The organism is Serratia sp. CY31944 (genome assembly GCF_052169175.1).
GTDB lineage: Bacteria > Pseudomonadota > Gammaproteobacteria > Enterobacterales > Enterobacteriaceae > Serratia > Serratia sarumanii.
The window spans coordinates 327,318-352,572 of the sequence record NZ_JBJNLG010000002.1 but is presented as its reverse complement, the minus strand read 5'-3'; the positions used below and the strand labels follow the sequence as shown (position 1 = coordinate 352,572).

Annotated in this window: 24 protein-coding genes; 9 read left to right on the top strand and 15 right to left on the bottom strand. The window is 62.2% G+C overall.

The genetic code is table 11. The annotated features are described in order from the left end of the window. Positions 1 to 1,227 (top strand): RhtX/FptX family siderophore transporter, encoded by a 1,227-nt coding sequence (locus ACJ8IN_RS03970; RefSeq protein WP_033652805.1) that lies wholly within the window; start codon positions 1 to 3, stop codon positions 1,225 to 1,227. Between the two features lie 157 nt (positions 1,228 to 1,384). Here the strand turns inward: ACJ8IN_RS03970 and ACJ8IN_RS03965 are convergent, their stop codons facing one another. From ACJ8IN_RS03965 to ACJ8IN_RS03905, 13 genes are all read right to left on the bottom strand, one after another. Then, positions 1,385 to 1,807 (bottom strand): hypothetical protein, encoded by a 423-nt coding sequence (locus ACJ8IN_RS03965; protein WP_033652806.1) that lies wholly within the window; start codon positions 1,805 to 1,807, stop codon positions 1,385 to 1,387. Positions 1,808 to 1,863: 56 nt separating this feature from the next. Next, positions 1,864 to 2,826: a GTPase gene (gene yjiA / locus ACJ8IN_RS03960; RefSeq protein WP_308325394.1), complete on the bottom strand. Its 963-nt coding sequence runs from the start codon at positions 2,824 to 2,826 to the stop codon at positions 1,864 to 1,866. A gap of 21 nt (positions 2,827 to 2,847) precedes the next feature. Next, a complete protein-coding gene (locus tag ACJ8IN_RS03955) occupies positions 2,848 to 3,051 on the bottom strand; it encodes a YbdD/YjiX family protein (protein ID WP_004953088.1) in 204 nt (67 codons plus the stop codon). Positions 3,052 to 3,269: 218 nt separating this feature from the next. Further along, a complete protein-coding gene (locus ACJ8IN_RS03950; protein WP_060423074.1) occupies positions 3,270 to 5,450 on the bottom strand; it encodes a carbon starvation CstA family protein in 2,181 nt (726 codons plus the stop codon). 261 nt (positions 5,451 to 5,711) lie between these two features. Next, the gene (locus ACJ8IN_RS03945) at positions 5,712 to 6,596 is read right to left on the bottom strand and encodes a LysR family transcriptional regulator (RefSeq protein ID WP_039567600.1); all 885 of its coding nucleotides are present in this window, start codon (positions 6,594 to 6,596) and stop codon (positions 5,712 to 5,714) included. 27 nt (positions 6,597 to 6,623) lie between these two features. Then, the gene (locus ACJ8IN_RS03940; protein ID WP_019453282.1) at positions 6,624 to 7,316 is read right to left on the bottom strand and encodes an MgtC/SapB family protein; all 693 of its coding nucleotides are present in this window, start codon (positions 7,314 to 7,316) and stop codon (positions 6,624 to 6,626) included. A gap of 112 nt (positions 7,317 to 7,428) precedes the next feature. Further along, the gene (locus ACJ8IN_RS03935) at positions 7,429 to 8,208 is read right to left on the bottom strand and encodes an ABC transporter ATP-binding protein (RefSeq protein ID WP_308325395.1); all 780 of its coding nucleotides are present in this window, start codon (positions 8,206 to 8,208) and stop codon (positions 7,429 to 7,431) included. Between the two features lie 585 nt (positions 8,209 to 8,793). Continuing rightward, positions 8,794 to 9,876, bottom strand: a complete 1,083-nt coding sequence (locus ACJ8IN_RS03930; RefSeq protein WP_089187563.1) for a porin — start codon at positions 9,874 to 9,876, stop codon at positions 8,794 to 8,796. 32 nt (positions 9,877 to 9,908) lie between these two features. Then, positions 9,909 to 10,700 carry an ABC transporter ATP-binding protein gene (locus tag ACJ8IN_RS03925; RefSeq protein WP_053091945.1) on the bottom strand — a complete coding sequence of 264 codons (792 nt, stop codon included), beginning with the start codon at positions 10,698 to 10,700 and terminating at the stop codon, positions 9,909 to 9,911. A 16-nt stretch (positions 10,701 to 10,716) separates the two neighbouring features. Next, positions 10,717 to 12,243: an ABC transporter permease subunit gene (locus ACJ8IN_RS03920; protein ID WP_197802962.1), complete on the bottom strand. Its 1,527-nt coding sequence runs from the start codon at positions 12,241 to 12,243 to the stop codon at positions 10,717 to 10,719. 678 nt (positions 12,244 to 12,921) lie between these two features. Further along, complete coding sequence (locus ACJ8IN_RS03915) at positions 12,922 to 13,611, bottom strand: trehalose-6-phosphate synthase (RefSeq protein WP_033652815.1); 690 nt, start codon at positions 13,609 to 13,611, stop codon at positions 12,922 to 12,924. A 13-nt stretch (positions 13,612 to 13,624) separates the two neighbouring features. Further along, entirely contained in the window at positions 13,625 to 14,035 is a 411-nt protein-coding gene (locus tag ACJ8IN_RS03910; RefSeq protein ID WP_041037740.1) for a GNAT family N-acetyltransferase, read from the bottom strand. Positions 14,036 to 14,063: 28 nt separating this feature from the next. After that, positions 14,064 to 15,434, bottom strand: a complete 1,371-nt coding sequence (locus ACJ8IN_RS03905; RefSeq protein ID WP_103772826.1) for a glutamine synthetase family protein — start codon at positions 15,432 to 15,434, stop codon at positions 14,064 to 14,066. Between the two features lie 245 nt (positions 15,435 to 15,679). Between ACJ8IN_RS03905 and ACJ8IN_RS03900 the strand changes: the two genes are divergently transcribed. Then, entirely contained in the window at positions 15,680 to 15,979 is a 300-nt protein-coding gene (locus tag ACJ8IN_RS03900; RefSeq protein WP_033636927.1) for a hypothetical protein, read from the top strand. 15 nt (positions 15,980 to 15,994) lie between these two features. Here the strand turns inward: ACJ8IN_RS03900 and ACJ8IN_RS03895 are convergent, their stop codons facing one another. Together ACJ8IN_RS03895 and ACJ8IN_RS03890 are read right to left on the bottom strand one after the other, a co-directional pair. Next, entirely contained in the window at positions 15,995 to 16,438 is a 444-nt protein-coding gene (locus ACJ8IN_RS03895) for a putative T6SS immunity periplasmic lipoprotein (protein ID WP_125460809.1), read from the bottom strand. A gap of 338 nt (positions 16,439 to 16,776) precedes the next feature. Beyond that, on the bottom strand, positions 16,777 to 17,694 hold the full coding sequence (locus ACJ8IN_RS03890; protein WP_033648568.1) for a LysR family transcriptional regulator: 918 nt from the start codon (positions 17,692 to 17,694) through the stop codon (positions 16,777 to 16,779). Between the two features lie 168 nt (positions 17,695 to 17,862). Here ACJ8IN_RS03890 and ACJ8IN_RS03885 point away from each other — a divergent pair, with 168 nt between their 5' ends. From ACJ8IN_RS03885 to ACJ8IN_RS03855, 7 genes are all read left to right on the top strand, one after another. Continuing rightward, positions 17,863 to 18,561, top strand: coding sequence for a CoA transferase subunit A (locus tag ACJ8IN_RS03885; RefSeq protein WP_004933280.1), 699 nt, complete (start codon positions 17,863 to 17,865; stop codon positions 18,559 to 18,561). Between the two features lie 11 nt (positions 18,562 to 18,572). Further along, positions 18,573 to 19,226: a CoA transferase subunit B gene (locus tag ACJ8IN_RS03880; RefSeq protein WP_060434099.1), complete on the top strand. Its 654-nt coding sequence runs from the start codon at positions 18,573 to 18,575 to the stop codon at positions 19,224 to 19,226. A 13-nt stretch (positions 19,227 to 19,239) separates the two neighbouring features. Further along, entirely contained in the window at positions 19,240 to 20,424 is a 1,185-nt protein-coding gene (locus ACJ8IN_RS03875; RefSeq protein ID WP_103772825.1) for an acetyl-CoA C-acetyltransferase, read from the top strand. 18 nt (positions 20,425 to 20,442) lie between these two features. After that, a complete protein-coding gene (locus tag ACJ8IN_RS03870) occupies positions 20,443 to 21,366 on the top strand; it encodes a 3-hydroxyacyl-CoA dehydrogenase family protein (RefSeq protein ID WP_060436801.1) in 924 nt (307 codons plus the stop codon). Between the two features lie 168 nt (positions 21,367 to 21,534). Then, positions 21,535 to 22,926: a GntP family permease gene (locus ACJ8IN_RS03865; protein WP_041037758.1), complete on the top strand. Its 1,392-nt coding sequence runs from the start codon at positions 21,535 to 21,537 to the stop codon at positions 22,924 to 22,926. A 12-nt stretch (positions 22,927 to 22,938) separates the two neighbouring features. Further along, a complete protein-coding gene (locus ACJ8IN_RS03860; RefSeq protein ID WP_308325396.1) occupies positions 22,939 to 23,709 on the top strand; it encodes a 3-hydroxybutyrate dehydrogenase in 771 nt (256 codons plus the stop codon). 372 nt (positions 23,710 to 24,081) lie between these two features. Then, complete coding sequence (locus ACJ8IN_RS03855) at positions 24,082 to 25,218, top strand: porin (RefSeq protein WP_047569485.1); 1,137 nt, start codon at positions 24,082 to 24,084, stop codon at positions 25,216 to 25,218. The last annotated feature ends 37 nt before the right edge of the window (positions 25,219 to 25,255 follow it).

Sequence of the window (25,255 nt, the reverse complement as noted above, 5' to 3'; positions counted from 1 at the left end):
ATGCGACAACTATTGCAACATCGGCATCTGGTGCTGACCCTGGGGCTGCTCTATTTTAGTCAGGGCATCCCGATCGGCATCGCCATGGATGCGTTGCCGACCCTGCTGCGCCATGACGGCGCCAGCCTGCAGGCGCTGGCGTTTTTGCCGCTGGTGGGGTTGCCCTGGGTGGTGAAGTTTCTTTGGGCGCCGCTGGTGGATAATCACTGGTCGCCACGCTTCGGACGCCGCCGCAGTTGGATTATTCCGCTGCAGTGCGTGGTGACGATGTGCCTGATCCTGCTCAGCGCGGTCGGCATTTCCGCGGCGGCGGCAGGGCTGTGCGTCGCGCTGCTGGCCGTCGCGTCGCTGGCCAGCGCTACGCAGGATATCGCCACTGATGGCATGGCGGCGGAACACGTCAGCGGTGAGTTGCTGTCGCGCGTCAATGCCATTCAAATCGCCGGGGTGATGAGCGGCTTCTTCGTCGGCGGGGCGGGCATGATGATGCTGAGTGCCCGGGTAGGCGTGCAGGGTGCGCTGCTGGCGATGGCGATCTTCCCTGCCGTCAGCCTGCTGGCGATTGGCCGCTTCCGACAACACGCCGATCTGCCGCCCGAACGCGCCGATTCGCGTCCGGCCAGCCTGCTGCGCACGCTGCGCCGTCGCGGCGCGGCGCGGTTGCTGACGCTCACGCTGCTGTCGGCGGTGACCGCGGTATCCGGCTTCGGGTTGGCCAAGCTGTTTTTAACCGATCACGGTTGGACGCCGGCGCAGGTCGGCCAGATCGGCATGGCCGGCGGCATGGTGACGCTGGTGCTCGGGTGCGGTGGCGGCGCCTGGCTGGTGAGCCGGCTCGGGGTGTGGAAGGCGTTCGCGGTTGGCCTGGGTTGTGCGCTGTGCGCCTCGCTGTGCTGGCTGGCGATGGCCAACTGGGGTCTGCAATCCGGCGGCGTGATCGCCGCAGTGATGGGAGGCGCGCTGGCTTCCGGAGTGACCTCGGTCGCTATCATGACTGCCGGCATGCAGTTCGCTGCGCAGGGCGATCAGGCGGGCACAGACATGACCATGGTGCAAAGCTCGCGCGATATCGGGGAAATGGTCAGCAATATGCTGATGGTGGGGATGACCGCCAGCCTGGGCTACCGTTTTTCCTTCGCGTTGGCGGCCGCTTTGGCCGTGCTGCTGCTGGGCATCAATCTGGCCAGCAACCGGCACCCTGCGGCGGTGCGGCGGCAAGAAGAGTAGAGGAGATAGTTGGGGCCGGTTAAACCAGCTATCGATGTTTAACTGCGGCGAGCTGAGCAAGCGCCCCAGCTTCCCGGCCAGCCTGATCGAGCGCGAGTCGGTGGCGGCAGGGCCGTATTGGGGAAAGACATAATCGCGTACCCGCCTTTTTCAGGTGCTACAACGCTTGAACCCGTCCCTTCGACAAAGCAAAAATCCCCAGCGCGCTGCCCAACGCCAGGGCGCTGGCGGCTGCCGTGGATAGCGCGAACTCGCGCGTGTAGGGCAACAGCAGGCCAGCCGCAGAGATGCTGCCCAGTAGCAGGCTAAAGAACAGCGCTTTTTTACGATAGGGCGCCTTTAGGTTGAGATAGGCGGCGACGGCGCAGACGATAAGTGTTCCGCCGACGACGACCAACAGCGGCAGGATAATGAATGCCCCGGCGAGGAGATTGGACAGCCCAACGTCCCCCACGCCGGCGTAAGAGACAATAAGGAACATGATGCCGATGGCTAATACCGTGCTCAGTTTGATGACGATATAAGTGCTCGCGCACAGGTTAAGCGCCTTTAATGCTACTAGCATCACGTTGTTTGCCATCGTTCATCCTTGAGTTTGTCGGATAGGGGCCGCGTTGGTCTGGGGAATGGTTTATCTTACCCCAACCCCCCAATCCTTCCTCGAATCTCCTCCTCCGGCAGATCCACGCCGATAAACACCAGCGTGCTCTTGCGTTCTTCCTCAGGCAGCCACTCCCGATCCCAGTCGGCGTTATACAGGCGCTGTACGCCCTGGAACAGCAGGCGGCGCGGCTCGTCTTCGATAGACAGAATGCCTTTGTAGCGCAGCAGGTTGTCGGCGTATTCCAGCAGCAGGCCTTCCATCACGTCGGAGATTTGCATCAGCGGCAGCGGCCGTTCCAGCGTCACCACAATTGAGCGGATGTCGCTCTGCGGCTGCGGGATGCGGCGGAACAGCGGGGCGGGCGGCGTCAGGTTGAGCTTGTCGTTCAGCGTAAAGCCTTCGATGTCGAACAGCACGCTCAAATCGATATCGCCGTGCGTCACCTTGTAGACCGGCGCGCGGGCGTTCATCCGCTGCAGCCGCTGGATCAGCGCTTCGCAGTCCGGCGCCACGTCGGTTTTGGTCAGCAGGAGGCGGTCGGCGTAGCCCACCTGCGCCTGGGCGATGCTGAACTGGCTCAGCTGTTGGTCGGCGTGCGCCGCGTCCACCAGGGTGATGATGCCGTCCAGCAGGAAGCGCTCGCACAGGATCTCGTGCGAGAAAAAAGTCTGGGTAATCGGGCCGGGATCGGCCATGCCGGTGCATTCGATGATCAGCCGGTCGAACGCCAGCTGGCCGCTGTCGGCGCCGTCCAGCAGATCCAGCAGCGCGTCCGCCAGTTCGTTGGATTTGCTGCAGCAGATGCAGCCGTTGCTCAAGGTGGTGATGCGGCTGGCGCGATCGCCGATCAGCGCGTCGTCGATCGGCACTTCGCCGAACTCGTTCTCGATAACCGCGATTTTATAGCCGTGTTCGGCGTTCAAGATGTGGCGCAGCAGGGTGGTTTTGCCGGCGCCCAAAAAGCCGGTCAGGATGGTGACTGCGATGGGTTTCATACGGGTCCTTGTGACTGCGGGTTAACAGCAGCGCATGCCGCCTTTGCCGTCGCCGCCGTAGCGCGCTTGCTGGCGCTCGCGGAAAAATTCTTTATAGGTCATCACCGGCTTGTCCGGGTGGTTGTCTTTCATGTGCTGGACGTAGGTATCGTAGTCAGGCACGCCCACCAACATGCGCGCCGCCTGCCCGAGATATTTCCCCGCCTGGCCGAGATTTCCGAACATAAGCCTTCTCCAACTTTACCCTGCATCACTACAGCGCTTGCTTAAGCCTGATATTAGGGGAAGCCGGGGGATGGGGTTCCCGCAGGGATGCCCCACCTCCGGGTCGCCCCGGGTATCTCGATTGCATCGCGCCGCACGCCTGGCGTCTTACGATGCACAGGCCGTGCGGCTTTGGGTACTGCTTAACGTTTATTATGCAGGGTATCCGTTAAATCACATCAATGCTGGGTCGAAACTTTGACCTCCCCCTCAGTTACGTCGTCGGCGGGCGCGGCCTGCGGCACCGGCACGTAAGGCGTTTCCTGGTCGGTGCGTTTCGGGTTTTTGTGCGCCGCCAGCGCGGTTTTCACCCCATAGAAGATGATGCTGTACACCACCAGCAGGAACAGAATGCTCAGCCCGGCGTTGGTGTAGTTGTTCACCACGATGTGGTTCATGTTGGCGATCTGCTGGGCGCTCAGCTCGGCGCCGCCTTCGGCGATCTTGCGTTTGTACTCGCCGGCCAGGAAGAAGAAGCCTTCCAGCTGCGGGTTGTCGCTGAACAGCTTCAGCCCCAGCGCGTAGGTGGTGCAGATCAGCAGCCACACCGCCGGCAGCACGGTCACCCAGATGTATTGGGTGCGCTTCATCTTAATCAGCACCACGGTGCCCAGCACCAGCGCCACGGCGGCCAGCATCTGGTTGGAGATGCCGAACAGCGGCCACAGGCTCTTCACGCCGCCGAGCGGATCCACCACGCCCTGATACAGCAGGTAGCCCCACAGCCCGACGCAGCCGGCGGTGCCGACGATGCCGGCCACCAGCGAGTCGGTTTTCTTCAGGAACGGCACGAAGTTGCCCAGCAGATCCTGCAGCATAAAGCGGCCGGAGCGGGTGCCGGCGTCCAGCGCGGTCAGGATGAACAGCGCCTCGAACAGAATGCCGAAGTGGTACCAGAAGCCCATGTTGGCGCCCGGAATGATCTGATGGAACACGTGGGCGATGCCCACCGCCAGCGTTGGCGCGCCGCCGGCGCGGTTCAGCACTGAAGGTTCGCCGATGTCGGTGGCGGTCTGCAGGATCTGTTCCGGGCTGATGACGAAGCCCCAGGAACTGACCGCCGCCGCCGCATGCACGGTGACGTCCTTCAGCGAAGCCATGATCATCGGCGCGTCTTCGGTGCCCAGGCGGTGCAGATCCGGCATGGTGATGCCCAGCGCCGCCGGCGGGGTGTTCATGGCGAAGTACAGGCCCGGCTCGATGATAGAAGCCGCCACCAGCGCCATGATGGCGACGAAGGACTCCATCAGCATCGCGCCGTAGCCGATAAAGCGCGCGTCGGTCTCATTGGCCAACAGCTTCGGCGTGGTGCCGGAGGCGATCAACGCATGGAAGCCGGAGACCGCGCCGCAGGCGATGGTGATGAACAGGAACGGGAACAGGGTGCCTTTCCACACCGGGCCGGTGCCGTCGACGAACTGGGTGACCGCCGGCATTTTCAGCTCAGGGTTGAGGATCACGATGCCGATCGCCAGCCCGACGATCACGCCGATCTTCAGGAAGGTGGCCAGGTAGTCGCGCGGCGCCAGGATCAGCCACACCGGCAGCAGGGCGGAGACGAACGCGTAGCCGATCAGCGTGAAGGTGATGGTGGTGTCTTTAAAGGTCAGCGCCGGGCCCCAGTACGGGTCGTGCGCCACCACGCCGCCGAACCAGATGGCGGCCACCAGCAGCACGATGCCGATGACTGACACTTCACCCACGCGGCCGGGGCGCAGGTAGCGCATGTAGATGCCCATAAACAGCGCGATTGGCACGGTGGAGCAGACGGTGAACACGCCCCACGGGCTTTCCGCCAGCGCTTTCACCACGATCAGCGCCAGCACCGCCAGGATGATGATCATGATCAGGAAGCAGCCGAACAGCGCGATGGTGCCCGGTATCGGCCCCATCTCTTTTTTGATGATCTCACCGAGCGAGGCGCCGTTGCGGCGCGAGGAGATGAACAGCACCATAAAGTCCTGCACCGCCCCCGCCAGCACCACGCCGCCCAGCAGCCACAGCGTGCCGGGCAGGTAGCCGACCTGCGCGGCCAGCACCGGCCCCACCAGCGGCCCGGCGCCGGCGATGGCGGCGAAGTGGTGGCCGAACAGCACGTTCTTGTTGGTCGGCACGTAGTTCAAGCCGTCGTTGTTGACCACCGCCGGGGTGGCGCGGCCGGCGTCCAGCTTCATCACTTTGGTGGCGATGTACAGGCTGTAGTAGCGGTAGGCCACCAGATACACCGCCACCGAAGCGACGACGATCCACAGCGCGCTGATGTGTTCGCCGCGGCGCAGCGCCACCACGCCGAGGCAGGCTGCGCCGAGTATCCCCAGCAGCATCCACGGAATGTGCTTTAAAATCCCCTCTCGTTTCATGAGGTATCCTTAATTCCAGTCTGCAAAATATGAATGAACTCATCCGCTTGTAAGAGATGTCAGAGTGGCGCGGCGAGCCGTAGCGTCTTTCCCGAGGTAAGGCGGGTTTAGGAACAGCTCATCATCGCCGGGGGTAAGGGGGGAAGACAGGCGTATTTCGGTCAGCGGTCAGATCCGCCGGGTGAACGGTTGGATTGGCGGGGTAAGCGGTTGGCGATCTGGAGAAGAGATTCGGCCGCCGGCGGGCGGCAGCCTGTCTCCTCAGGCCGTCTGCATGGCCTGCAGCAGGTGGATAAACGCGGCGCTGAGCGGCGGCGTCGCCGGCTCATGGCGGGTAAAGACGTAAAAGCGCGCGCTGATGTCTATCTCCTGCGTCGGGATTTTCTGCAGGTGCAGCTGCGGGGCGTAGTGCGCGACCACCCGATCGCTCAGCAGCGCGATATAGCCCTGCTGCCTGACCAGGCACCAGGTCGCCAGAAAGGAGTCGGTCTCGACGATCTGGCCGTGTGGCGTGTAGCGTTCGGCGATCTCGCGGATGGCGGCATGCCCCACCGAGCAGGAGCGCGGCACCACCCATTTGGCCTCGGCCGGCGGCTGCCCGGCTGCGGTTAGATCGCCTCCCTGATAGAGCGAGAAGCGCTCGCTTTTCAGCGCCTGCATGGCCAGATCGGCGCCGCCCGCCGCGCCGTTCAGGCTGCTGACCGCCAAATCCAGCTCGCAGTTTCGCAGCCGGGCCAGCAGGCCTTCCGGGCCGTCCTCCACCACCGTCACCCGGGTATGCGGGTAGCGGCGGTTGAAGCCTTCGAGCACCTGAGGCAGGTAGCATAGCAGCGGATCGACGCTCATCCCCACCCGCAGGCGCTTCTCGCCGTCAGCACTCAGGCCGCGCAGCTCGTCAAACGCGTTGAGCAACTGATTGGTGGCGGCGTCTATTCGCCGGTAAAACAGCTCGCCGACCGCCGTCAGGCGCACGCCGCGGTTGCTGCGCTCCAGCAGCCGCGCACCGATGGTCATTTCCAGCTCTTTCAGCACCCGGCTGAGCGTCGGCTGCGAGATGGCCAGCTTTTTCGCGGCCTCGTGCAAGCTTCCACAGTGGACAATGTCTTTGAACATCGTCAGATGCGCCAGCTTTGGCATGGTTTTCATGGTTGATCTCCCTGGAAGTGAAAGGCATCAGCCGGAGCCGGCGATGCGGCTGTAATAGGCCTGCTTCATCATGCTGTCGTTCAGCAATTTATTGATGGTTTGGTCGAGCACCGGCGTGGTGACGGAGGCCGGCATCAAGGTGGCGGTGATCTCCACGTCGTCGTCGCCGAAGGGTTCGATATCCAGATGCGAGATAAAGCAGTTTTCCCCTTGCAGCACCTGTTTGAATTTGGCCAGCGCCTCACGCTGCTCATGCTCGAAGGCAATGACGCAAATCTGGTAGGTAGACTCGCCGTTAACGTCATTGAAGGGCTGTTTGTTGACCATATTGACCAGCGGGCGCAACAGGGTGTTGGCGGCGAGCACGAACAGCGTGGCGGCCAGCGCGTCACCGTACAGGCCGCAGCCGGCGCAGGCGCCGACCGCCGCGGAGCCCCAGAGCGTGGCGGCGGTGTTCAGGCCGCGAATGTTCATCCCTTCCTTCATGATGGCCCCGGCGCCGAGAAAGCCGACGCCGGAGACCACGTAGGAGATGACGCGCACCGCGCCGCCGCTGCCGTCGATGGTCATGGCCAGATGGACGAAGATCGCCGCGCTGGTGGCCACCAGCGTGTTGGTGCGCAGCCCGGCGGTGCGCTGGCGGAACTGTCTTTCGTAGCCGATGGCGGCGCCCAGGACGGATGCGGTCAGCAGCGTCAGCAGTGTATGAATGAAATGCATGATAATAACTCGATGTATTATCCGCTTATCATGAGCCACCCGTGGCGGGGTAACTCTTGATAAACAGGTAGTTAAGTTGGCGGGATTCCGTCCCGCCAGGCCAGGGCGGCGCTCAGTGCGCGGCGGCGATCTGCCGGCTGAGCGTCTCGCTGATTTTGTCCGTCAGCGGCTGCATCCCCTCGCGGGTGCGCGCCTCGCGGCGCTGCGTGATGTGATAGCAGCCGTCGAGGGTGCCGGCGCCCAGCAGGAGGACGCGGTCAGACATCATCACCGCCTCCTCTACGCTGTGGGTAACCAGCACGATGGAGCGGGTTTTGATTTGGCGCGTGCTCCAGATACGCAGCAGATCGCTGCGCAGGTGTTCGCCGGTATAGACGTCCAGCGCGGAAAAGGGCTCGTCCAGCAACAGCAGCATCGGTTCTACCGCCAGCGCGCGCGCGAAGCCGACCCGCTGGCGCATGCCGCCGGAAAGCTCGCGCGGGTAGGCGTCGCGGTAGGGCGAGAGCCCGACCAGATCGAGCATTTTCAGCGTCTGGGCTTCGACCACCTGCGGCGGCAAATCCTGCGCCTGCAGCCCGAAGGCGATATTTTGGTAGATGTTCAGCCACGGGAAAATGGCGAAAGTCTGGAACACCATGTTGATCTGCGGATTCGGCCCCGAGACTTTTTTATCCCCCAGCATCACGGTGCCCAGATCCGGCGCGATCAGGCCGGAAAGAATGCGCAGCAGGGTGGATTTACCCGAGCCGGACTGCCCCAAAATGCTGACGACCTCGTTGTCGTAAAGGCGCAAATTGATTTCATTCAGCACCAGACGTTTCTCTTTACCGGTAGGCTGAACGCTTTTGCTGACGTTATTGACCGTCAGCAGCGTGGTTTTTTTTACCATCATGATCCGTCTCCACCCAATTAAAAATATGAGCATAGAAAAATGGCCGATATTTATCGCCGGGCAGGCGTAAAATAAATGCGGGTGCAAATAAGCCTGACCGTTATCGGACTGTTAATACGCTTATGCTGGAGGGGTTAGCCCATCGGGCGTGCCGGTGCGGCATGCGCGGAGGCCAGAGGCTGAAGGGTAAAGCGAAGGGATGCTATAACTGACTAATATCCTGACACTTTCAGGATGCAATGGGATGACTATTGCTCCTGTGACCTCAGCGATTCCAACAATAAAATAAACAACCAACTGTCGCCGTCCATATCATTCTCCCGTTATTTTTCGTGTGGCCATAATACGCGTGCCATAGCCTGTTATTCAATGTGGTTACGCCGAATTATGGCGGCAAAATGTAATTTAATATGAATGCGGGAAAGATTTTCTTTATTCATTAAACGGGGCGTAAACGGAAGGCGCGAGAATGAATATAGGCATCATTTTATGGAAATATAAACCTGAATTAAACGAGAGAATAAGAGGCCAGCAGAAAGTCACATAATGAACCGGCCGGAGAGCATCCTCCGGCCGGGATGAGGATCAGAACTGATACATGATGCCGGTTTCGACGATGTCGTCGGCGCCGGCGCCGACGGCGTTCTGCCGTTGCAGCAGGTTGAGTTTGTACTCCACGTAGGTCGACATGTTGGCGTTGAAGCTGTAATTCAGCGCCAGATCCAGGTATTTGACCAGATCGGCGTCGCCAATGCCGGGCAGGTTGCGGCCGCGCGTTTGCAGGTAGGCCAGCGAGGGCGTGACGCCGGAATCGAAGTGATACTGCGCGACCGCCTCGACGGCGTCTGCGCGGGGGGCGAAGCCGGCGTAGCGATCGCCGTCGACGTAGGTCATGTTCTCGGTACGCGCGTAGCTTGCCGCCAGGTAGAGGTTGTCCTGGTCGTATTTCAGCCCCAGCGTCCAGGCCCGGGCGCGATCGCCGTCAGCCAGGCCGAAGCGCTGTTGCGCCAGCGTGCGCGCAGAGTTGGCGTAGGCGGCGCCAACGTTGAGCCCCACGCCGGTGTCATAGGTGGCGGAAAAGGCGTAGCCATCGCCGTTTTGCGTCTGGATATCCTTCGCCCGTTGAGCGTCGTCCCCCCGATTCTTCCCCTGATATTGCAGGCCGAGATCCAGGCCGTCGACCAGACCGCCCAGGCTGCGGCTGTGGTAGGTCAGCAGGCCGTTGGCGCGGCCGGTCATAAAGTTGTCGGCCGCTTCGTAGCTGTCGTTGCCGAATTCAGGCAGCACGTCCGTCCAGCCGGCCACGTCATACAGCAGGCCGTAGTTGCGGCCGTAATCCAGGCTGCCCCAGTGGCCGAACGTCAATCCGGCGAAGCCCAGGCGGGTATAGCTGTCGCCCGGCCCGGCGCTCTCCGGCTGATCGAGCCCTGCCTGATATTCCCATTGGCCATACCCCGTCAGCGCGTCGCCGATCTGCGTCTCGCCTTTGAAGCCGAAGCGGGTATAGGAGCGGTCGCCGTTATTGTCGGCGTCGCTGCTGAAGTAATGCACGCCGTTCAGTTGGCCGTACAGATCCAGTTTATTGCCGTCTTTATTGACGATTTCCGCGCCGCTGGCGGCCGCCGGCAGCAGGATGACCAGCGTCATCAGCACGCTTTTATGGTTCATTTCAGTTCCCCAAGTGAATGAAAACAGGGCCGTTAACCGGCCGATTGCGCTTGCGCGATTTTTTTGTACAGGCAGCTGCGGATCCGATCGGTGAGGTGCCGCAGGCTGTCCCGGTTGCGCGCCGCACGCGGGAGATTGACGCTGAACTCGTCGTCGATCCGTTTGCTGGTCGCGTCCAGGATCAGCACCCGATCGGACATCAGCACCGCTTCTTCGACGTCGTGCGTCACCATCACCATGGCGCGCGTGCGCAGCCGGTTGTCTCCCCACAGCGCCAGCAGGTCGCCCCGCAGTTTTTGCGCGGTAAAGATATCGAGGGCGGAGAAGGGTTCGTCCAGCAGCAAGAGGTCGGGCTCTACCGCCAACGCCCGGGCGAAGCCCACCCGTTGACGCATGCCGCCCGAGAGCTCGCGCGGCCAGGCGTGCTCATAGCCGGTCAGGCCCACCAGGCGCAGCAGCGCTCCCAGCCGCTCGGCGATCGTCTGCGGCGGCAGCCGTTGCGCCAGCAGGCCGAAGGCGATGTTGTCGTACACCGTCAGCCAGGGATAGAGCGCGTAGGACTGAAACACCATGCCGACGTTGGCGCTCGGGCCGTCGACCGGTTTGCCCGCCAGCGTGAGCGTGCCGCTGTCCGGTGGGATCAGCCCGGCCAGCATGCGCAGCAGCGTGGACTTGCCCGAGCCGGATTGCCCCAGAATGGTGACGAACTCGCCGGCGTGCACGGTCAGCGTCACGTCGCGCAGCACGGGTTTGGGGCGCTTGTTTTCGCCGATAAACGTCTTGTTCAGCCGGCGGGCGCTGATAATCACGTCTTGAGTCAGCATGTTGTTCCCCCCTTGATCAGTCATATTTGAATTTGGTTTCCGCGATGCGATACAGCGGTTGCCAGACGAAGATGATGCACAGCGCCACCAGCGCGCACATGGCGGCGCAGCCCAGTGCGGACTCCGGGTTCTTGCCGGCGTCGGTGACCACGGAAATAAACGCGCCCAGCCCGGTGGCGCTGAGGGTGGTGCTGCCCCACTGGATCACCTCGGCGGCGATGGCGCTGTTCCAGGCGCCGCCGGCGGCGGAGATGATGCCCGTCACGATGTAGGGGAAGATCGCCGGCAGCATGTAGTAGCGCCACCAGCGGAAGCGGCGCATGCCGAAGGTTTCGCTGACTTCGGTGATCTGCGTCGGAATGGCGGAAACGCCGGCGATCACGTTAAACAACACGTACCACTGGGTGCCCAGCATGATCATCGGGATGGCCCACCAGCCGAGATCCTGATGATAAATGGCGATGAAGGCGGCGATCAGCGGGTAGAAAATGTTGGGCGGAATGGCCGCCAGGATCTGGATGATCGGCTGGAAGATCTTCACCAGCCGCGGATTCATGCCGATCCACACCCCCAGCGGCGTGAAGATCGCCACGCTGAGCAGCATGGCCGCGGCCACGCGCGCGGTGGTGAGCAGCATCCATTCCGGCAGCATGGCGAAGTACTGTTTGGGGAAGTATTCCCACAGCCGGTAACCGAACCAGACGCAGGCCAGCACCACGCCGAGATACCACAGGCTGCGCCACAGCCAGTTCCCCTTGGCGGCGAGCCTGAACAGGCGGTGCAGGCCGAGGGCGTACCACAGCCGCGGCAGCTTGAACAGCCACAGGTCAGCCAGCGCGCGCAGCGTGTGGCCCAGTGCCGCACCGACGTGCGAAAAGGCCAGACTGTTGTAGAACCACGGATTGCCGAGCGGCCGGCTGGCGGTGACGTCTTCGTATTTGAAGCGCGCGGTGTAGCGCACCAGCGGGCGGAAAACCAGCTGATCGAGCAGCACGATGTTGGCGGCCAGCGCGACGATCGCATACAGGATCGCCGGCACGTTCTGCTGCGCCAGCGCTTCGGCGATATAGGAGCCGACGCCGGGCAGTTCGACCGAGCGATCGCCGACCGGAATGGCTTCGGAGGCCACCAGGGCGAACCAGGCGGCGGATTGCGACACCATGGCGTTCCACAGCAGGCCCGGCACCGAATAGATGAACTCCAGCCGCCAGAAGCGTTGCCACGGGTTGTAATTGAAGCTGCGGGCGGCTTCATCCAGCTCCTTGGGCACGATGCGCAGCGTCTGATACAGCGTCAGCATCATGTTCCAGGCCTGGCCGGTAAACACCGCGAAGATGGCGGTGCACTCCAGCCCCATCACGCTGTGCGGGTAGAGGTTGAGAAAATACACGGTCGTGAAGGTCAGGAACCCTACCAGCGGCACCGACTCCATAAAGTTGACGAAGGGCAGGATCACCCGGCGCAGTGGCGTATAGCGCGCGGCCAGCACGGCGAATACCACAGAAAACAGCAGCGACCAGGCCATGCCGAGGAGAAAGCGCATGCTGGTTCTGAGCGAATAATAAAGCAGGTTCCAGGCATCAAGACTAATGGCAGAGACGTTTTGTTCATTGAAGTCACCGTGCATGTCACCCCAGGCACGAATAAAAAAGGCAATGAAAAAAACACCGATGGCGATAACGATAAAGTCATTTAAATAAGACTTTCTGAAAACAGATGTACCCCGGTTATTTTGCATAACGCAATACCTTATTTTTCCCATAAGAAATCCGTCGGCGCTCGGGGAATATGCCCGGCGGCACCAGATAAATACCGCTGTAGCGGTGAGACAGACGTTGTTTTCGCAGCGGGGCGATGGGTGGACCGGCAGAGTGGGAAAGGCCGTCAGAAGGGGAACGGTTGCCGCATTCCGTGTCTTTCAGAATGCAACGCGGATGGCATTACTGAAAGACGCCCAATAGCATTAGCGTAAAACTAAAACTTTCATCGCCCATGGGGCCCTCCTCGGTTTAAATATGGCAGGGAGAGGGTAATGTTTTTCGCCAATAAAAAGCAATTGGCGCCGCGCGGTTTTTACGGTTGATGTGTAACAGGATAAATATTCATTTTTTAATCGCTATATCCGGAAAATAAAATAACGCATGGTGATGGCAATAAAGACGGTAAAAATAAATCGCGGCGAAATAAAACGGCGCGCCTGAAGGGTGCGCGCCGCCGTAAATCAATAAACCTGCCTGCCGTTGATGCCAGCGGGGAAAATGCCGGTGGCGAAAATATGCCCGTTGGCCTGGATCTGGTCGTCGGGCAGCATCTCCAGCGGGAACTCGGCGGCCAGGCAGCTGAGAAAGGCATTGCGATCGTCGGTGGTGGTAAAGCCAATCAGATCGTAGAACAGCAGCGAGGCGATCAGCTGGCGATGTTCCGGGATGCGCCGCAGCAGCGCCGCCGACGGGAACGGCAGGTGGAAGAAAAACGCGCAGGCGTTAAGCAGCCCTTGCTCCTTCAGCGCCTGGGCGCAGGGCAGCAGCTGGTAGTCGTCGATGCAGACGGTATCGCCGGGGCACAGGTGCTCGCAGGCGATATCGGCAAACCGGCGGTTCAGCTGCCGATAGGCGCGGTAGTTTTCCGGCGTGAAGTGCGCCTTCTCCGGCTGGTTGTGGAACACCGGCCACAGGCCGTCGTGGTAATAGCCCTGATAGTGGCGGCGAAACTCCTCGATCGACAGCGGAAAGGTCACCTGATCGTAACCGGCGCGCTGCCGGCAGCTGATCGGGCGCTGCGCGAAATTCTGCACGTCGCCGTTCCAGCCGAGCCACAGCCCCGGTTCGGCATCGGTCGCCAGCGTCTGGCCGGCGCAGGCCAGATCCTTACCGTCGCACTGCTTGTTGGAAATCAGCACCAAACGAGACATGGGGGTCTCCTCATCAGTGAAGGGCGCGCAGGGCGTGTGCCGAACCATCGGCGCGCCAGGGTGCTTGCAGGGCGGGCAGCGTGACGCGCAGGCCGCGCAAGGTCGGATGCGCCAGGCAGCAGCGCGTCAGCCAGCTTCCCAACCCGACGCCGCGGTATTCGGCGCTGACGAACAGTTCGCTCACCGAGGCGAAGGTGGCGTAATCGGTCACCATGCGGGCGAAGCCGAGCAGGTGGCGCTTGCGGTACAGGCCAAAGCACAGGCCGTGGTGCACCAGGCGCTCGGCCGCCGCCCGATCCGGCAAGCTGAGAAAACGTTGGATCGCCTCGATATCCAACAACTGCCGATCGGTGCTGATATGAAAAACGCCTTTGCGCCAGCAGAGCAGCGGCTGCACGGGCGCCCGTTGCGGTTGCATATTCATGATTATCCTTAGGTTAATGAACCGGGGGTTACAGCATCCAGCCGAGTTCGGCGGCGGTGACCTGTTCCTCGAAGCGGCGCAGTTCGGCGCTTTTGCAGGTGTGCCACAGGGTGCAGAACGCCGGGCCGAGCAGCTCACGCAGCGGATCGCTGTGGCGGAACAGCGCCAGCGCCTCCTGTTGGCCGAGCGGCAAGGGCGCGGCGTTGTCGCTCTCGCAGCCGTTGGCGGCGGGCGGCAGCGGCAGCGGGTGTTCCAGCCCGTGCAGCAGGCCGCCGAGCATCACCGCCAGCGCCAGATAAGGGTTGGCGTCGGCGCCGGCCAGGCGGTATTCGATGCGCTGGTTGGCGCTGTCGGCGCAGGGCAGGCGCAGCGCCACCGTGCGGTTGTTGTGGCCCCAGGAGGCGCGCAGCGGCACGTGCATGCCGGGGCGGAAACGGCGAAACGCGTTGATGTTGGGCGCCAGGATCGCCATCGACGCCGGCATCAGCGCCAGCATGCCCGCCATCGCCTGCTGCATGTTGTCGCTCAGTTCGCCCGGCGCGCCGGTCAGCAGGTTCTCGCCGTGCTCGTTCTGCAGGCTGATGTGGAAATGCAGCCCGCTGCCGGCGGCGTGGGCGCAGGGCTTGGCCATAAAGCAGGCGTGCTGGTGATGTTGCTCGGCAATCTGCCGCGTCAGGCGCTTTAGCGCCATGATCTGGTCGCAGGCTTCCAGCACGCGCCGGCTGTGATGCAGATTCAGCTCGTATTGGCCGGAGGCGGCTTCGGCCACCACGCCGGTCAACGGCAGGTTTTGCAGGCGGGCGTGCCGTTCGATGTCGCTCAGCAGCGCATGGTGGCGCTCGGGCGCATCCACCGCGAAGCTCTGCGTCGGGCAGGCTTCCGCCTCGGTGGGGTGCTGCGGATCCTGCAGGTAGAACTCCAGCTCGGCCGCCACCACCGGGAAGCAGTTGCGCTCGTGCAGGCGCTTCAGCACCCGTTGCAGCACCACGCGCGGCTCCAGCTCGCAGGCGCCGCCGTCGGCATTTTGCATCGTCAGCAGCAGCTGGGCGTGGCGTTCAGGATCGCGCGCGCAGGGGCGCAGCGTGCCGGGCACCGGCAGGCACAAGCGGTCCGGCTCGCCCGCCCGCTGCCCCAGCCCGCTTTCTTCAATCACCCGGCCGTGCAGATCCAGGGCGTAGATCGACAGCGGGAAGTAACAGCCTTTTTCCAGCCCAAAGGCTTCGGCGATCGGCAGCCGCTTGCCGCGCAGCTGGCCGTTCAGATCGTGCAGATAAATATCCAGCTGCTCGGTCTGCGGATAGCGCTGCAGGTAGTGTTCCAGCTCTTTGTGGAAGGCGCGCGTTGGCGAAGCGGGCAGCTCCGCCAGCAGCGGATTGAAGCCGATGATATTAGAATGCATGGCGTGCTCCAGAACGACGACCGGTCACGGCCAGAGGCAGGGATAAACGCATGGGACAACTCTCTTGTGAGGCCATAGCGGCGATGTGAAAAGGGTATCTGCGGCGGCAAAAACTGTCTGTAAAAACGCCGTAACGTTAACGGAGCGTGGAATAAAAATGCCGTAAAGAGCGCGGCGGCGTTGGCGGGTTGGCCGCGCCGGCACGGTCTATACTGGCGAGACGGGCCGTTGAAGGAGATATAACGATGAAGAGAATAGGGCTGCTTATCGCCGCGCTGGCCGCGTTCAACGCCACCGCGTCTTCCCCACAGGCGTGGGCCGAGAGCGAAAGGGCGATGCGCGCCGCCTGCCTGAAAGCCAGCGGGCTAAAAAACGCCAGGGTGGAAGGGGCGATCGTTCACTACGGCGACGACGTCGGCTATTCGGCGCTGTTTATCGGCGGGCGCTATCCGCAGCCGTTTATGAAAAATAAGCCGGGCAGGGAGCTGTGCTTATATCAGCGCGCCACGCAGAAGGCGGCGGTGCAGGCGGTGGAGGGGAAATAAATAATTCCAGTCTCCTTACTGTAGCTGTATTTCCCCCTTGGGATTAATTCTTAAGTTGAATTCTTTCATGTGCTTACGCCTTTCCGTATCGTTATTCATCGAGACGCCGAGCAAGACTGAGTATTCTCCCGCAGCCCAGTTTACTTGCGGATAAGTGACGCATTGCCCTGGTTTCAGGTCAGGCAACGGAGTGACTTCTGGTGAGGTCCAGACGATATGCCATTGCTGTTGTTCCTGTCGTGAGACGATCACTCCCCAGTTTTGCAGGCTGTCGCCGCTGCGAACACTGTTGATAGGCACGGCAAAGCAAGGTTGGTTGTCTTTTAGCGAGACATCCAACGGACGGTACCAGGGGTGAGTGGATTGACAGCCATTCAGTAGCAGTGCGCATAGCAAAGAGAGATAAAATCGATGTTCATCGGCCGTAAGTTTTCTGGCGTTTCCGTGAGTTGTGGCCATGGTTTTAATCCGTTAAAACATGAAAAAAACACCATAGCGAAAGTTCAGACATCATTAACCCACTTTGCCACAATCTTTTGCGTTCGCTCACAAGACGGAAAGGTAAAGGAGTTTTGGATTCAATTCATTGATTGAGATAGAGAATGATTTTGTTATTTTTATATTCATTCATTAATAAAAAGCCGGGTTGCGTGCTTTATTACCTCGCCAAATCCGCATGTTTTCTTCTCTGTCCGATGCTGATGTCGCTGTTCCCGTATCTCGTTGCATCCCATGTTCAAGTCGCAAGACGATAACCACCTTCTTTTTCGAGCTGCCGAACTGCAAGCACGTCGGGTTTACGGTCTAAGCGCGGGCTGCGCGCCACTCCCCGCCATTTCCCGTTCGATCACCGTCGCCAGCGCCTGCGCGGCGGAAGAGAGTTGGTGCTGCGCCAGGCGGATCAGGCCCACGCGCCGTTCGATGATCGGGCCGATCAGCGGCACGCAGACCGCCCCCAGCTCATCCATCTGTTGCTCGCACAGCGCCGGCACCGCGCTGGCGCCGAGGCCGTTGGCCACCATGCGCCCGACCGTCACCAGCTGGTGGCTTTCAAACGCCACCTCCAGCGTTCGCCCGCTGCGGGCCAGTTCCTGCTCCAGCAGCAGCCGCACCGCCGATGGCCGCTGCAGGGTGATGAAATCCAGCGTCAGCAGCTCCTTCCAGCTTACCTGCGCCTTGCGCGCCAGCGCCGAATCCTTCGGCACCACCGCCAGAAAGCGATCGCGGCACAGCGGGGTGAAGTGCAGGGTGTCGCTCGGCTCCGGCTCGAAGGCGATGCCCATCTCCACCCGCCCTTCGCGGATCATTTCAAACACCTGCTCGTTGATGACGTCGTGCACCGCCACGTTGATGCCGGCGTAACGATCGCGAAATGCCTTGAGGATCGGCGGCAGCGGGTTGCCGGCGAACGACGGCATGGCGGCGATCGCCACCTTGCCCATCTGCAGGGTGAAGCGCTGGCGCATCGCCTCTTCCGCGTTGTCCCAGTCCGCCAGCAGCTGGCGCGCCATCGGAAAGAAGGTTTCCCCCTCCGGCGTCAGCGTCACCCGGCGGGTGGTGCGCAGCAGCAGCGGCCCGCCCAGCGCGTCTTCCAGCCCACGGATCGCCAGGCTGAGCGCCGGCTGAGAAATATTCAGCCGCTCGCTGGCCTGGGCGAAGTTCAGAGTGTGAGCTACCGCTAAAAACGCGCGTAACTGTTTGATGCTCATTTTCATTTTGGTTTGCGTTAACTCTTTGTTAATTGTCGGTTAACGTGTGATTAATAAAAATTCTAAATGAATGCGGCATAAAAACAAAATTAACAAATCATTTTTGTGACCTGAAGATGCCCTCACGCAAGCCAGGGCATTTCGCCCTGCGCCGCAACATGCAGGGGCAACGATATGGCAGGGCTCGACAAACGCGTCGGCAGCTACCAGGAAGCGCTGGCAGGCCTGACGGACAACATGACGGTGCTGGCGGGCGGCTTTGGCCTGTGCGGCATCCCGGAAAATCTGATCGAAGAGATCCGCCGGCGCGGTGTGCGCGGGTTGACGGTGGTCTCCAACAACTGCGGCGTCGACGGGTTCGGCCTCGGGCGGCTGCTGGAAACCCATCAGATCCGCAAGGTGGTGGGATCTTACGTCGGCGAAAACGCGCTGTTCGAGCAGCAGGCGCTCAGCGGCGAGCTGGAGGTGGATCTCACGCCGCAGGGCACGCTGGCGGAGAAGATCCGCGCCGGCGGCGCCGGTATCCCGGCGTTCTTCACCGCCACCGGTTACGGCACGCCGATCGCCGAAGGCAAAGAGGTGCGCGAGTTCAACGGCCGCCCTTACATCATGGAAACCGCCATCACCGGCGATTTCGCCATCGTTAAGGGCTGGAAGGCCGATCACTTCGGCAATGTCATCTACCGCCACACCGCACAGAACTTCAATCCGCTGATGGCGACCGCCGGGCGTATCACGGTGGTGGAAGTGGAAGAGATCGTGGCGCCGGGCGAGCTGGATCCGGCGGCGATCCACACCCCCGGCATCTACGTCGATCGGCTGATCCAGGGCACCTTCGAGAAGCGTATCGAACAACGCACCCTGCGGGCATAAGGAGAATTCGCATGCTTACCCGTGAACAAATGGCGCAGCGCGTGGCGCAAGAGCTGAGGGACGGTTACTACGTCAACCTGGGCATCGGCATCCCGACGCTGGTGGCCAACTACGTGCCGGCGGGCATGGACGTGATGCTGCAGTCGGAAAACGGCCTGCTGGGGATGGGCGAGTTCCCGACCGAGCAGCAGCTGGACGCCGACATGATCAACGCCGGCAAGCAGACGGTCACCGCGCGCCTCGGCGCGTCGATCTTCGATTCGGCGCAGTCGTTCGCCATGATCCGTGGCGGCCACGTCGATCTGACCGTGCTGGGGGCGTTTGAAGTGGACGTCGAGGGCAACATCGCCTCGTGGATGATCCCCGGCAAGATGGTCAAGGGTATGGGCGGCGCGATGGATCTGGTGGCGGGGGCGGAGAACATCATCGTGGTGATGACCCACGCCTCGAAGAGCGGCGAGTCCAAGCTGCTGCCGCGCTGCACGCTGCCGCTGACCGGCGCCAACTGCATCCGCAAGGTATTGACCGATCTGGCCTATCTGGAAATAGAAGACGGCGCCTTCGTGCTGCGCGAACGCGCGCCCGGCGTCAGCGTGGCGGAGATTGTCGCCAAAACCGCCGGCCGGCTGATCGTGCCGGAGCAAGTGCCGGAAATGCGTTTCTGAGACGGAGGTGAATGTGCAACAACGTGAAGTGGTGATCGTGGCGGCGACGCGCACGCCGGTCGGCAGTTTTCACGGCGCGCTGGCGCCGTTGACGGCGGTGGAATTGGGCACGGCGGCGGTGCAAGGGCTGCTGGCGCAAAGCGGGGTGGCGCCGCAGCAAATTGATGAAGTGATCCTCGGCCAGGTGCTGACCGCCGGCTGCGGGCAGAATCCGGCGCGACAGACCGCGCTGAATGCCGGGCTGCCCGTTACGACGCCGGCGCTGACCATCAACAAGGTGTGCGGCTCTGGTTTGAAGGCGGTGCATCTGGCGGTGCAGGCGATCCGCAGCGGCGACGCCGACGCGGTGATCGCCGGCGGCCAGGAGAGCATGAGCCAGTCGCCTTACCTGATGGCCGGCGCGCGCGCCGGTCTGCGGCTCGGCCACGCGCAGATGGTAGATAGCGTGATCCACGATGGCCTGTGGGACGTGTTCAACGACTACCACATGGGCATCACCGCCGAGAACCTGGCGGAGAAATACGCCATCAGCCGCGCCGAGCAGGACAGCTTTGCGTTGCGCTCGCAGCAGAAGGCGCAGGCGGCGCAGCAGGCCGGGCGTTTCGCGCAGGAGATCACGCCGGTGACGGTGCCGAAGCCGAAGGGCGAGGCGCTGCTTGTTAAGCACGACGAACAGCCGCGCGACACCAGCCTGGAGGCGCTGGCGCGGCTGCGCCCGGCGTTTCGCAAGGAGGGCACGGTGACCGCCGGCAACGCCTCTTCGCTCAACGACGGCGCCGCCGTGGTGTTGCTGATGAGCGCGGAAAAAGCCGCTGAATTGCGTTTGCCGGTGCTGGCGCGCATTGCCGGTTACGCCTCGTCGGGCGTCGATCCGGCGATCATGGGCATCGGCCCGGTGCCGGCCGCGCGCCGCTGCCTGGAGAAAGCCGGCTGGCGGCTGGAGGAGGTCGATCTGATCGAAGCCAACGAAGCCTTTGCCGCGCAGGCGCTGGCGGTGGGCAAAGAACTGGGCTGGGAAGCGGAGCGGGTCAACGTCAACGGCGGAGCGATCGCGCTGGGGCATCCGATCGGCGCGTCCGGCTGCCGCATTTTGGTGTCGCTGCTGTACGAAATGCAGCGCCGCGGGGTGAACAAGGGGCTGGCGATGCTGTGCATCGGCGGTGGGCAGGGCGTGGCGCTGGCGGTAGAGCGCCCGTAAACAACCGAGGAGGGCACGATGCAGTCATCTGACTATGCGGTACTGGGCGCCGGATTGATGGGGGTGGGCATCGCCACCCACTTTATTCGCCACGGCCATGAGGTGCTGCTGTATGACCCGGATCCGCAGCGCCTGGCGGAAGCGCCGGCGGTGGCGAGCGGCATTCTGGCCGAGCTGAGCGACGTCGGGCAGTTTGATAACGATGAGCGCGACGCGGCGCTGGCGCGGCTGCGCGTGACCGGCGATCTGAATGACGTGGCGCGCGCCCGGCTGCTTATCGAGGCGATCCCGGAACGGCTCGAGCTGAAGCACGCGCTGTATGAACAGTTGGAAGGGCTGATCGCCGACGACGCGGTGATTGCCAGCAACACCAGCGGCCTGCCGCCGGACGAGCTGGCGGCGCGCATGACCCACCCGCAGCGCCTGCTGATCGCCCACTTCTGGCACCCGCCGCACCTGATCCCGCTGGTGGAGATCGTACCCGGCCGCGCCACCGATCCGCGCCATCTGGCGGCGGTGCAGGTGCTGCTCGTCGGGATGGCGCTGGAGGCGGTGCTGCTGGAGCGCGCCGCGCCGGGGTTTGTCGGCAACCGGCTGCAGTTTGCGGTGCTGCGCGAGGCGCTGCACATCGTCCACAGCGGCATCGCCAGCGCCGAGGTGGTGGATCAGGTGATGCGCGCCTCGCTGGGGCGGCGCTACGCGATGGTCGGCCCGCTGGAGGCCGCCGACATGACCGGGCTGCCGACGGTGGCGGACATCGCCCGCCACCTGTTCCCGGAACTGGCGACCGGCGACGAGATGATGGCGCTGGTGGAACAGCGGCTGCAGCGCGGCGATACCGGCCAGCGCAGCGGCCGGGGATTTTATCTTTGGGATGACGCACGCAGGGAACGCATTCAACGGCGACGGGCGCATCAGCTGCGCTTTGCGCTGAAACCGTAATTTCGCACTCCGTACCTGACAATAACAACAACCACCCCAATGGATTTCTGGTTGCAGCTAGGCGGCAAGCGATTGAATTCCCAGGAGATTACTTAAGTAAGTGACTGGGGAGAACGCACGCAGGCAACAACGCTGCGGCACGAAAGACGCAGGGGAAAGAGGTGACCGATGAGCGTTTTGATTGCCCTGGCAGCACTGGGATTACTGATGCTGGCCGCCTACCGCGGCTACAGCGTGATTTTGTTCGCCCCGATCGCCGCGCTGGGCGCGGTGCTGTTGACCGATCCCGGCGCGGTGGCGCCGACCTTCACCGGGCTGTTTATGGAGAAGATGGTCGGTTTCGTGAAGCTCTACTTCCCGGTGTTCCTGCTGGGGGCGGTATTCGGCAAGCTGATCGAGCTGTCCGGCTTTTCCCGTTCGATCGTCGCGGCGGCGATCCGCATTCTCGGCCGGCGTCACGCCATTCCGGTGATCGTGCTGGTGTGCGCGCTGCTGACCTACGGCGGGGTGTCGCTGTTCGTGGTGGCGTTCGCGGTCTATCCGTTCGCCGCCGAGCTGTTCCGCCAGAGCGGTATCCCCAAGCGGCTGATCCCGGCCACCGTGGCGCTCGGTGCTTTCTCCTTCACCATGGACGCCCTGCCGGGCACGCCGCAGATCCAAAACATCATCCCGACCAGCTTCTTCGGCACCAATGCCTGGGCCGCGCCCTGGCTGGGGCTGATCGGCTCGCTGTTCATCATCGCGGTCGGTCTGCTGTATCTTGAACGCCAGCGGCGCAAGGCGCAGCTGAAGGGAGAAGGGTACGGCACCGATCTGTTGAACGAGCCGGAAACCCCGGACGACATCAACCTGCCGAACCCGCTGATCGCCATCCTGCCGTTGATTTTGGTCGGGGTATTCAACCTTGGCTTCACCCATTGGATCCCGCAGTGGTACGGCGCCAGCCACGAGCTGACGCTGCCGGGGCTGGCCAAGCCGATCGCCACCGACGTGGCGAAGATCACCGCCATCTGGGCGGTGGAAGCGGCGCTGGTGTCGGGTATTCTGCTGGTGGTGGCGTTCGGTTTTCGCAATATTCGCGGCCGGCTGGCGGAAGGCAGCAAGACGGCGGTCGGCGGGGCGATTCTGGCGGCGATGAACACCGCCTCCGAATACGGATTCGGCGCGGTGATCGCCGCGCTGCCGGGCTTTTTGGTGCTGTCGCAGGCGCTGTCGGCGATCCCCAATCCGCTGCTGAACGAAGCGATCAGCGTCACCCTGTTGGCCGGCATCACCGGGTCGGCCTCCGGCGGCATGAGCATCGCGCTGGCGGCGATGGCCGATAATTTTGTGGCCGCCGCCCACGCCGCGCATATCCCGCTGGAAGTGCTGCACCGGGTGGCCTCGATGGCCAGCGGCGGCATGGACACCTTGCCGCACAACGGCGCGGTGATCACCCTGCTGGCGATCACCGGCCTCAGCCACCGGCAGGCCTATGGCGGCATCTTCGCCATCACCCTGATCAAGAGCGCTGCGGTGCTGTTCGTGATCGGCGTGTTCTACCTGACCGGCATTGTTTAAAGGAGCGATACCATGAGTGTACAAGGCAAAACCGCGCTGGTGACCGGCTCGACCAGCGGCATCGGCCTCGGGATAGCGTCCGTGCTGGCCGCCGCCGGCGCGCGCGTGATCCTCAACGGCTTCGGCGACGTGGAGCAGGCACAAGCGCAGGTTGCGCAGCTGGGCGCCGCGCCGGGGTATCACGGCGCCGATCTCGGCGATGCGGCCCAGATAGCGGACATGATGCAGTATGCCGAACGCGAGTTCGGCGGCGTGGACATTCTGGTGAACAACGCCGGCATTCAACACGTGGCGCCGCTGGATCAGTTCCCGGTGGAGAAATGGAACGCCATCCTCGCCATCAACCTGTCGGCGGTGTTCCACACCTGCCGATTGGCGCTGCCGGGGATGCGCGAGCGCAACTGGGGGCGCATCATCAACGTGGCGTCGGTGCACGGGCTGGTGGCGTCGAAAGACAAGTCGGCCTATGTGGCGGCCAAGCACGGCGTGGTGGGGCTGACCAAGACGCTGGCGCTGGAGACCGCGCGCACGCCCGTCACCTGCAACGCCATCTGCCCCGGCTGGGTGCTGACGCCGCTGGTGCAGCAGCAGATCGACAAACGCATTGCCGCCGGGACAGACCCACAGCGGGCGCGCGATGAGCTGTTGGCGGAGAAGCAGCCGTCGCAAGAGTTCGTCACGCCAGAGCAGCTCGGCGAGCTGGCGCTGTTCCTGTGCAGCGATGCGGCGGCGCAGGTGCGCGGCGCCGCCTGGAACATGGACGGCGGCTGGCTGGCGCAGTAGTGAATTCTCTTTCCCGGAGCGTGCAACGCGCTCCGTCGTTATTTCCCGCCTTCAGTTAATTCCCCTGCGTGACGGTTTACCTGCGGCAATAATATTTATTTGTTATTTGCTATCTTTATTCCCAGATAATCACGCCGGTTTATTTTGGGTGAAACGTGCGGATTGGTTTATTTCGTGCTGCGATTATTACATTATTTTTCTCTGCGTTACAGATGAACACGTTTTTGCTGAAATTAAATCCAACCTGAAATAATGGCAGGTTATGGCGTGAATTTTTATATCTTGCGTGCGCTGTTCACATCGGGTAATTATTTCCGCGTGGCTTAAGACCACCGTGTTTATAACAATAATTTTTTTCGGGCAGGGGTAATAATGAGAAAAAATACAACGCCAATATTCATTGGCGGCGTCTTGCTGTCGGCGTTATCCGCCGGCGCACAGGCCGAGATCACCATTCTGGATAAAAACCCGCAGAGCAATGTGTTGCTGGCGCCGCTCAGTTTAAAGGTGGGCGGCAGCATTCGCCCCGAGTGGATCTTCAATAACGGCCCGGAGCCGGGCTATGACAAAAACGGCCACGACGGCGGCACGCGTTTTCGCTTCAGCGGCGACTATGCGCTGACGCAGAACACCTCGATCATCGGCTATTACGAGTGGGGCGTCGATCTGGCGCACGCGCTCAGCTGGGACGGGCACTATAACGAAGACGGCAAGCGTGACTATCAGCGCCAGCTGTACGCCGGTTTCAAAGACGATCGTTACGGCACCCTGACCTACGGCCATCAATACGGCATCTATTATTCGGTGGTCGGCATCAAAAGCGACGTCTGGGATAACGATGGCCACGCGGGCGGCACCGGCATCGGTATTTCCGGCGACTACGACGGCGGCAATAAACCGAAAAACAGCATCAAGTACACTAATGATTTCGGGCCGGTAACGCTGTACGCCAACTATTTATTGCCGGAAGACGATCTGCACACCGCGGATAACCTGATTTATCGCCGCAAGGGCGGGGGCGGGCTGGGCTTCGATTACAAGGTGACGAAGGATTTCACCTTCAGCGCGGCTTACAGTTATACCGACGCGAAGATCAAAGACAATCTGTACAACGAAAAGGATTATCACCAGCAGCTGTCCGGCACCGCGTTGACCTGGCAGCCGAACAACTGGTACATCGTCGGCACCGCCAGCTACTACAAAGACTATGTGCCGAGCACCCGCCAGCGCACGCTGTCGCACTTCTTCGCCGGTGACGGCTACGGGTTGGAAGGCTTCGTCGGTTACACCTTCAATATCGACAAGCCGTTCCTCAAATCGATCCAGCCTTACGTGGCGGCGGACTCGCTGCGGCTGAAGGGGGACGAGGCGTATCACGCCAACCACGTTTACCTCGGCGCGGGCACCACCATCGGTTACGGTCTGTCGGTGTATGTGGAGCGCACGCTGGCCAACAGCAGCGACAACGAGCCGGACTCCACCTGGATTACGGTGTTCTACGACTTCTGATTTTCACCTGCTCCAAGCCGGCGCCTGCGCCGGCTTT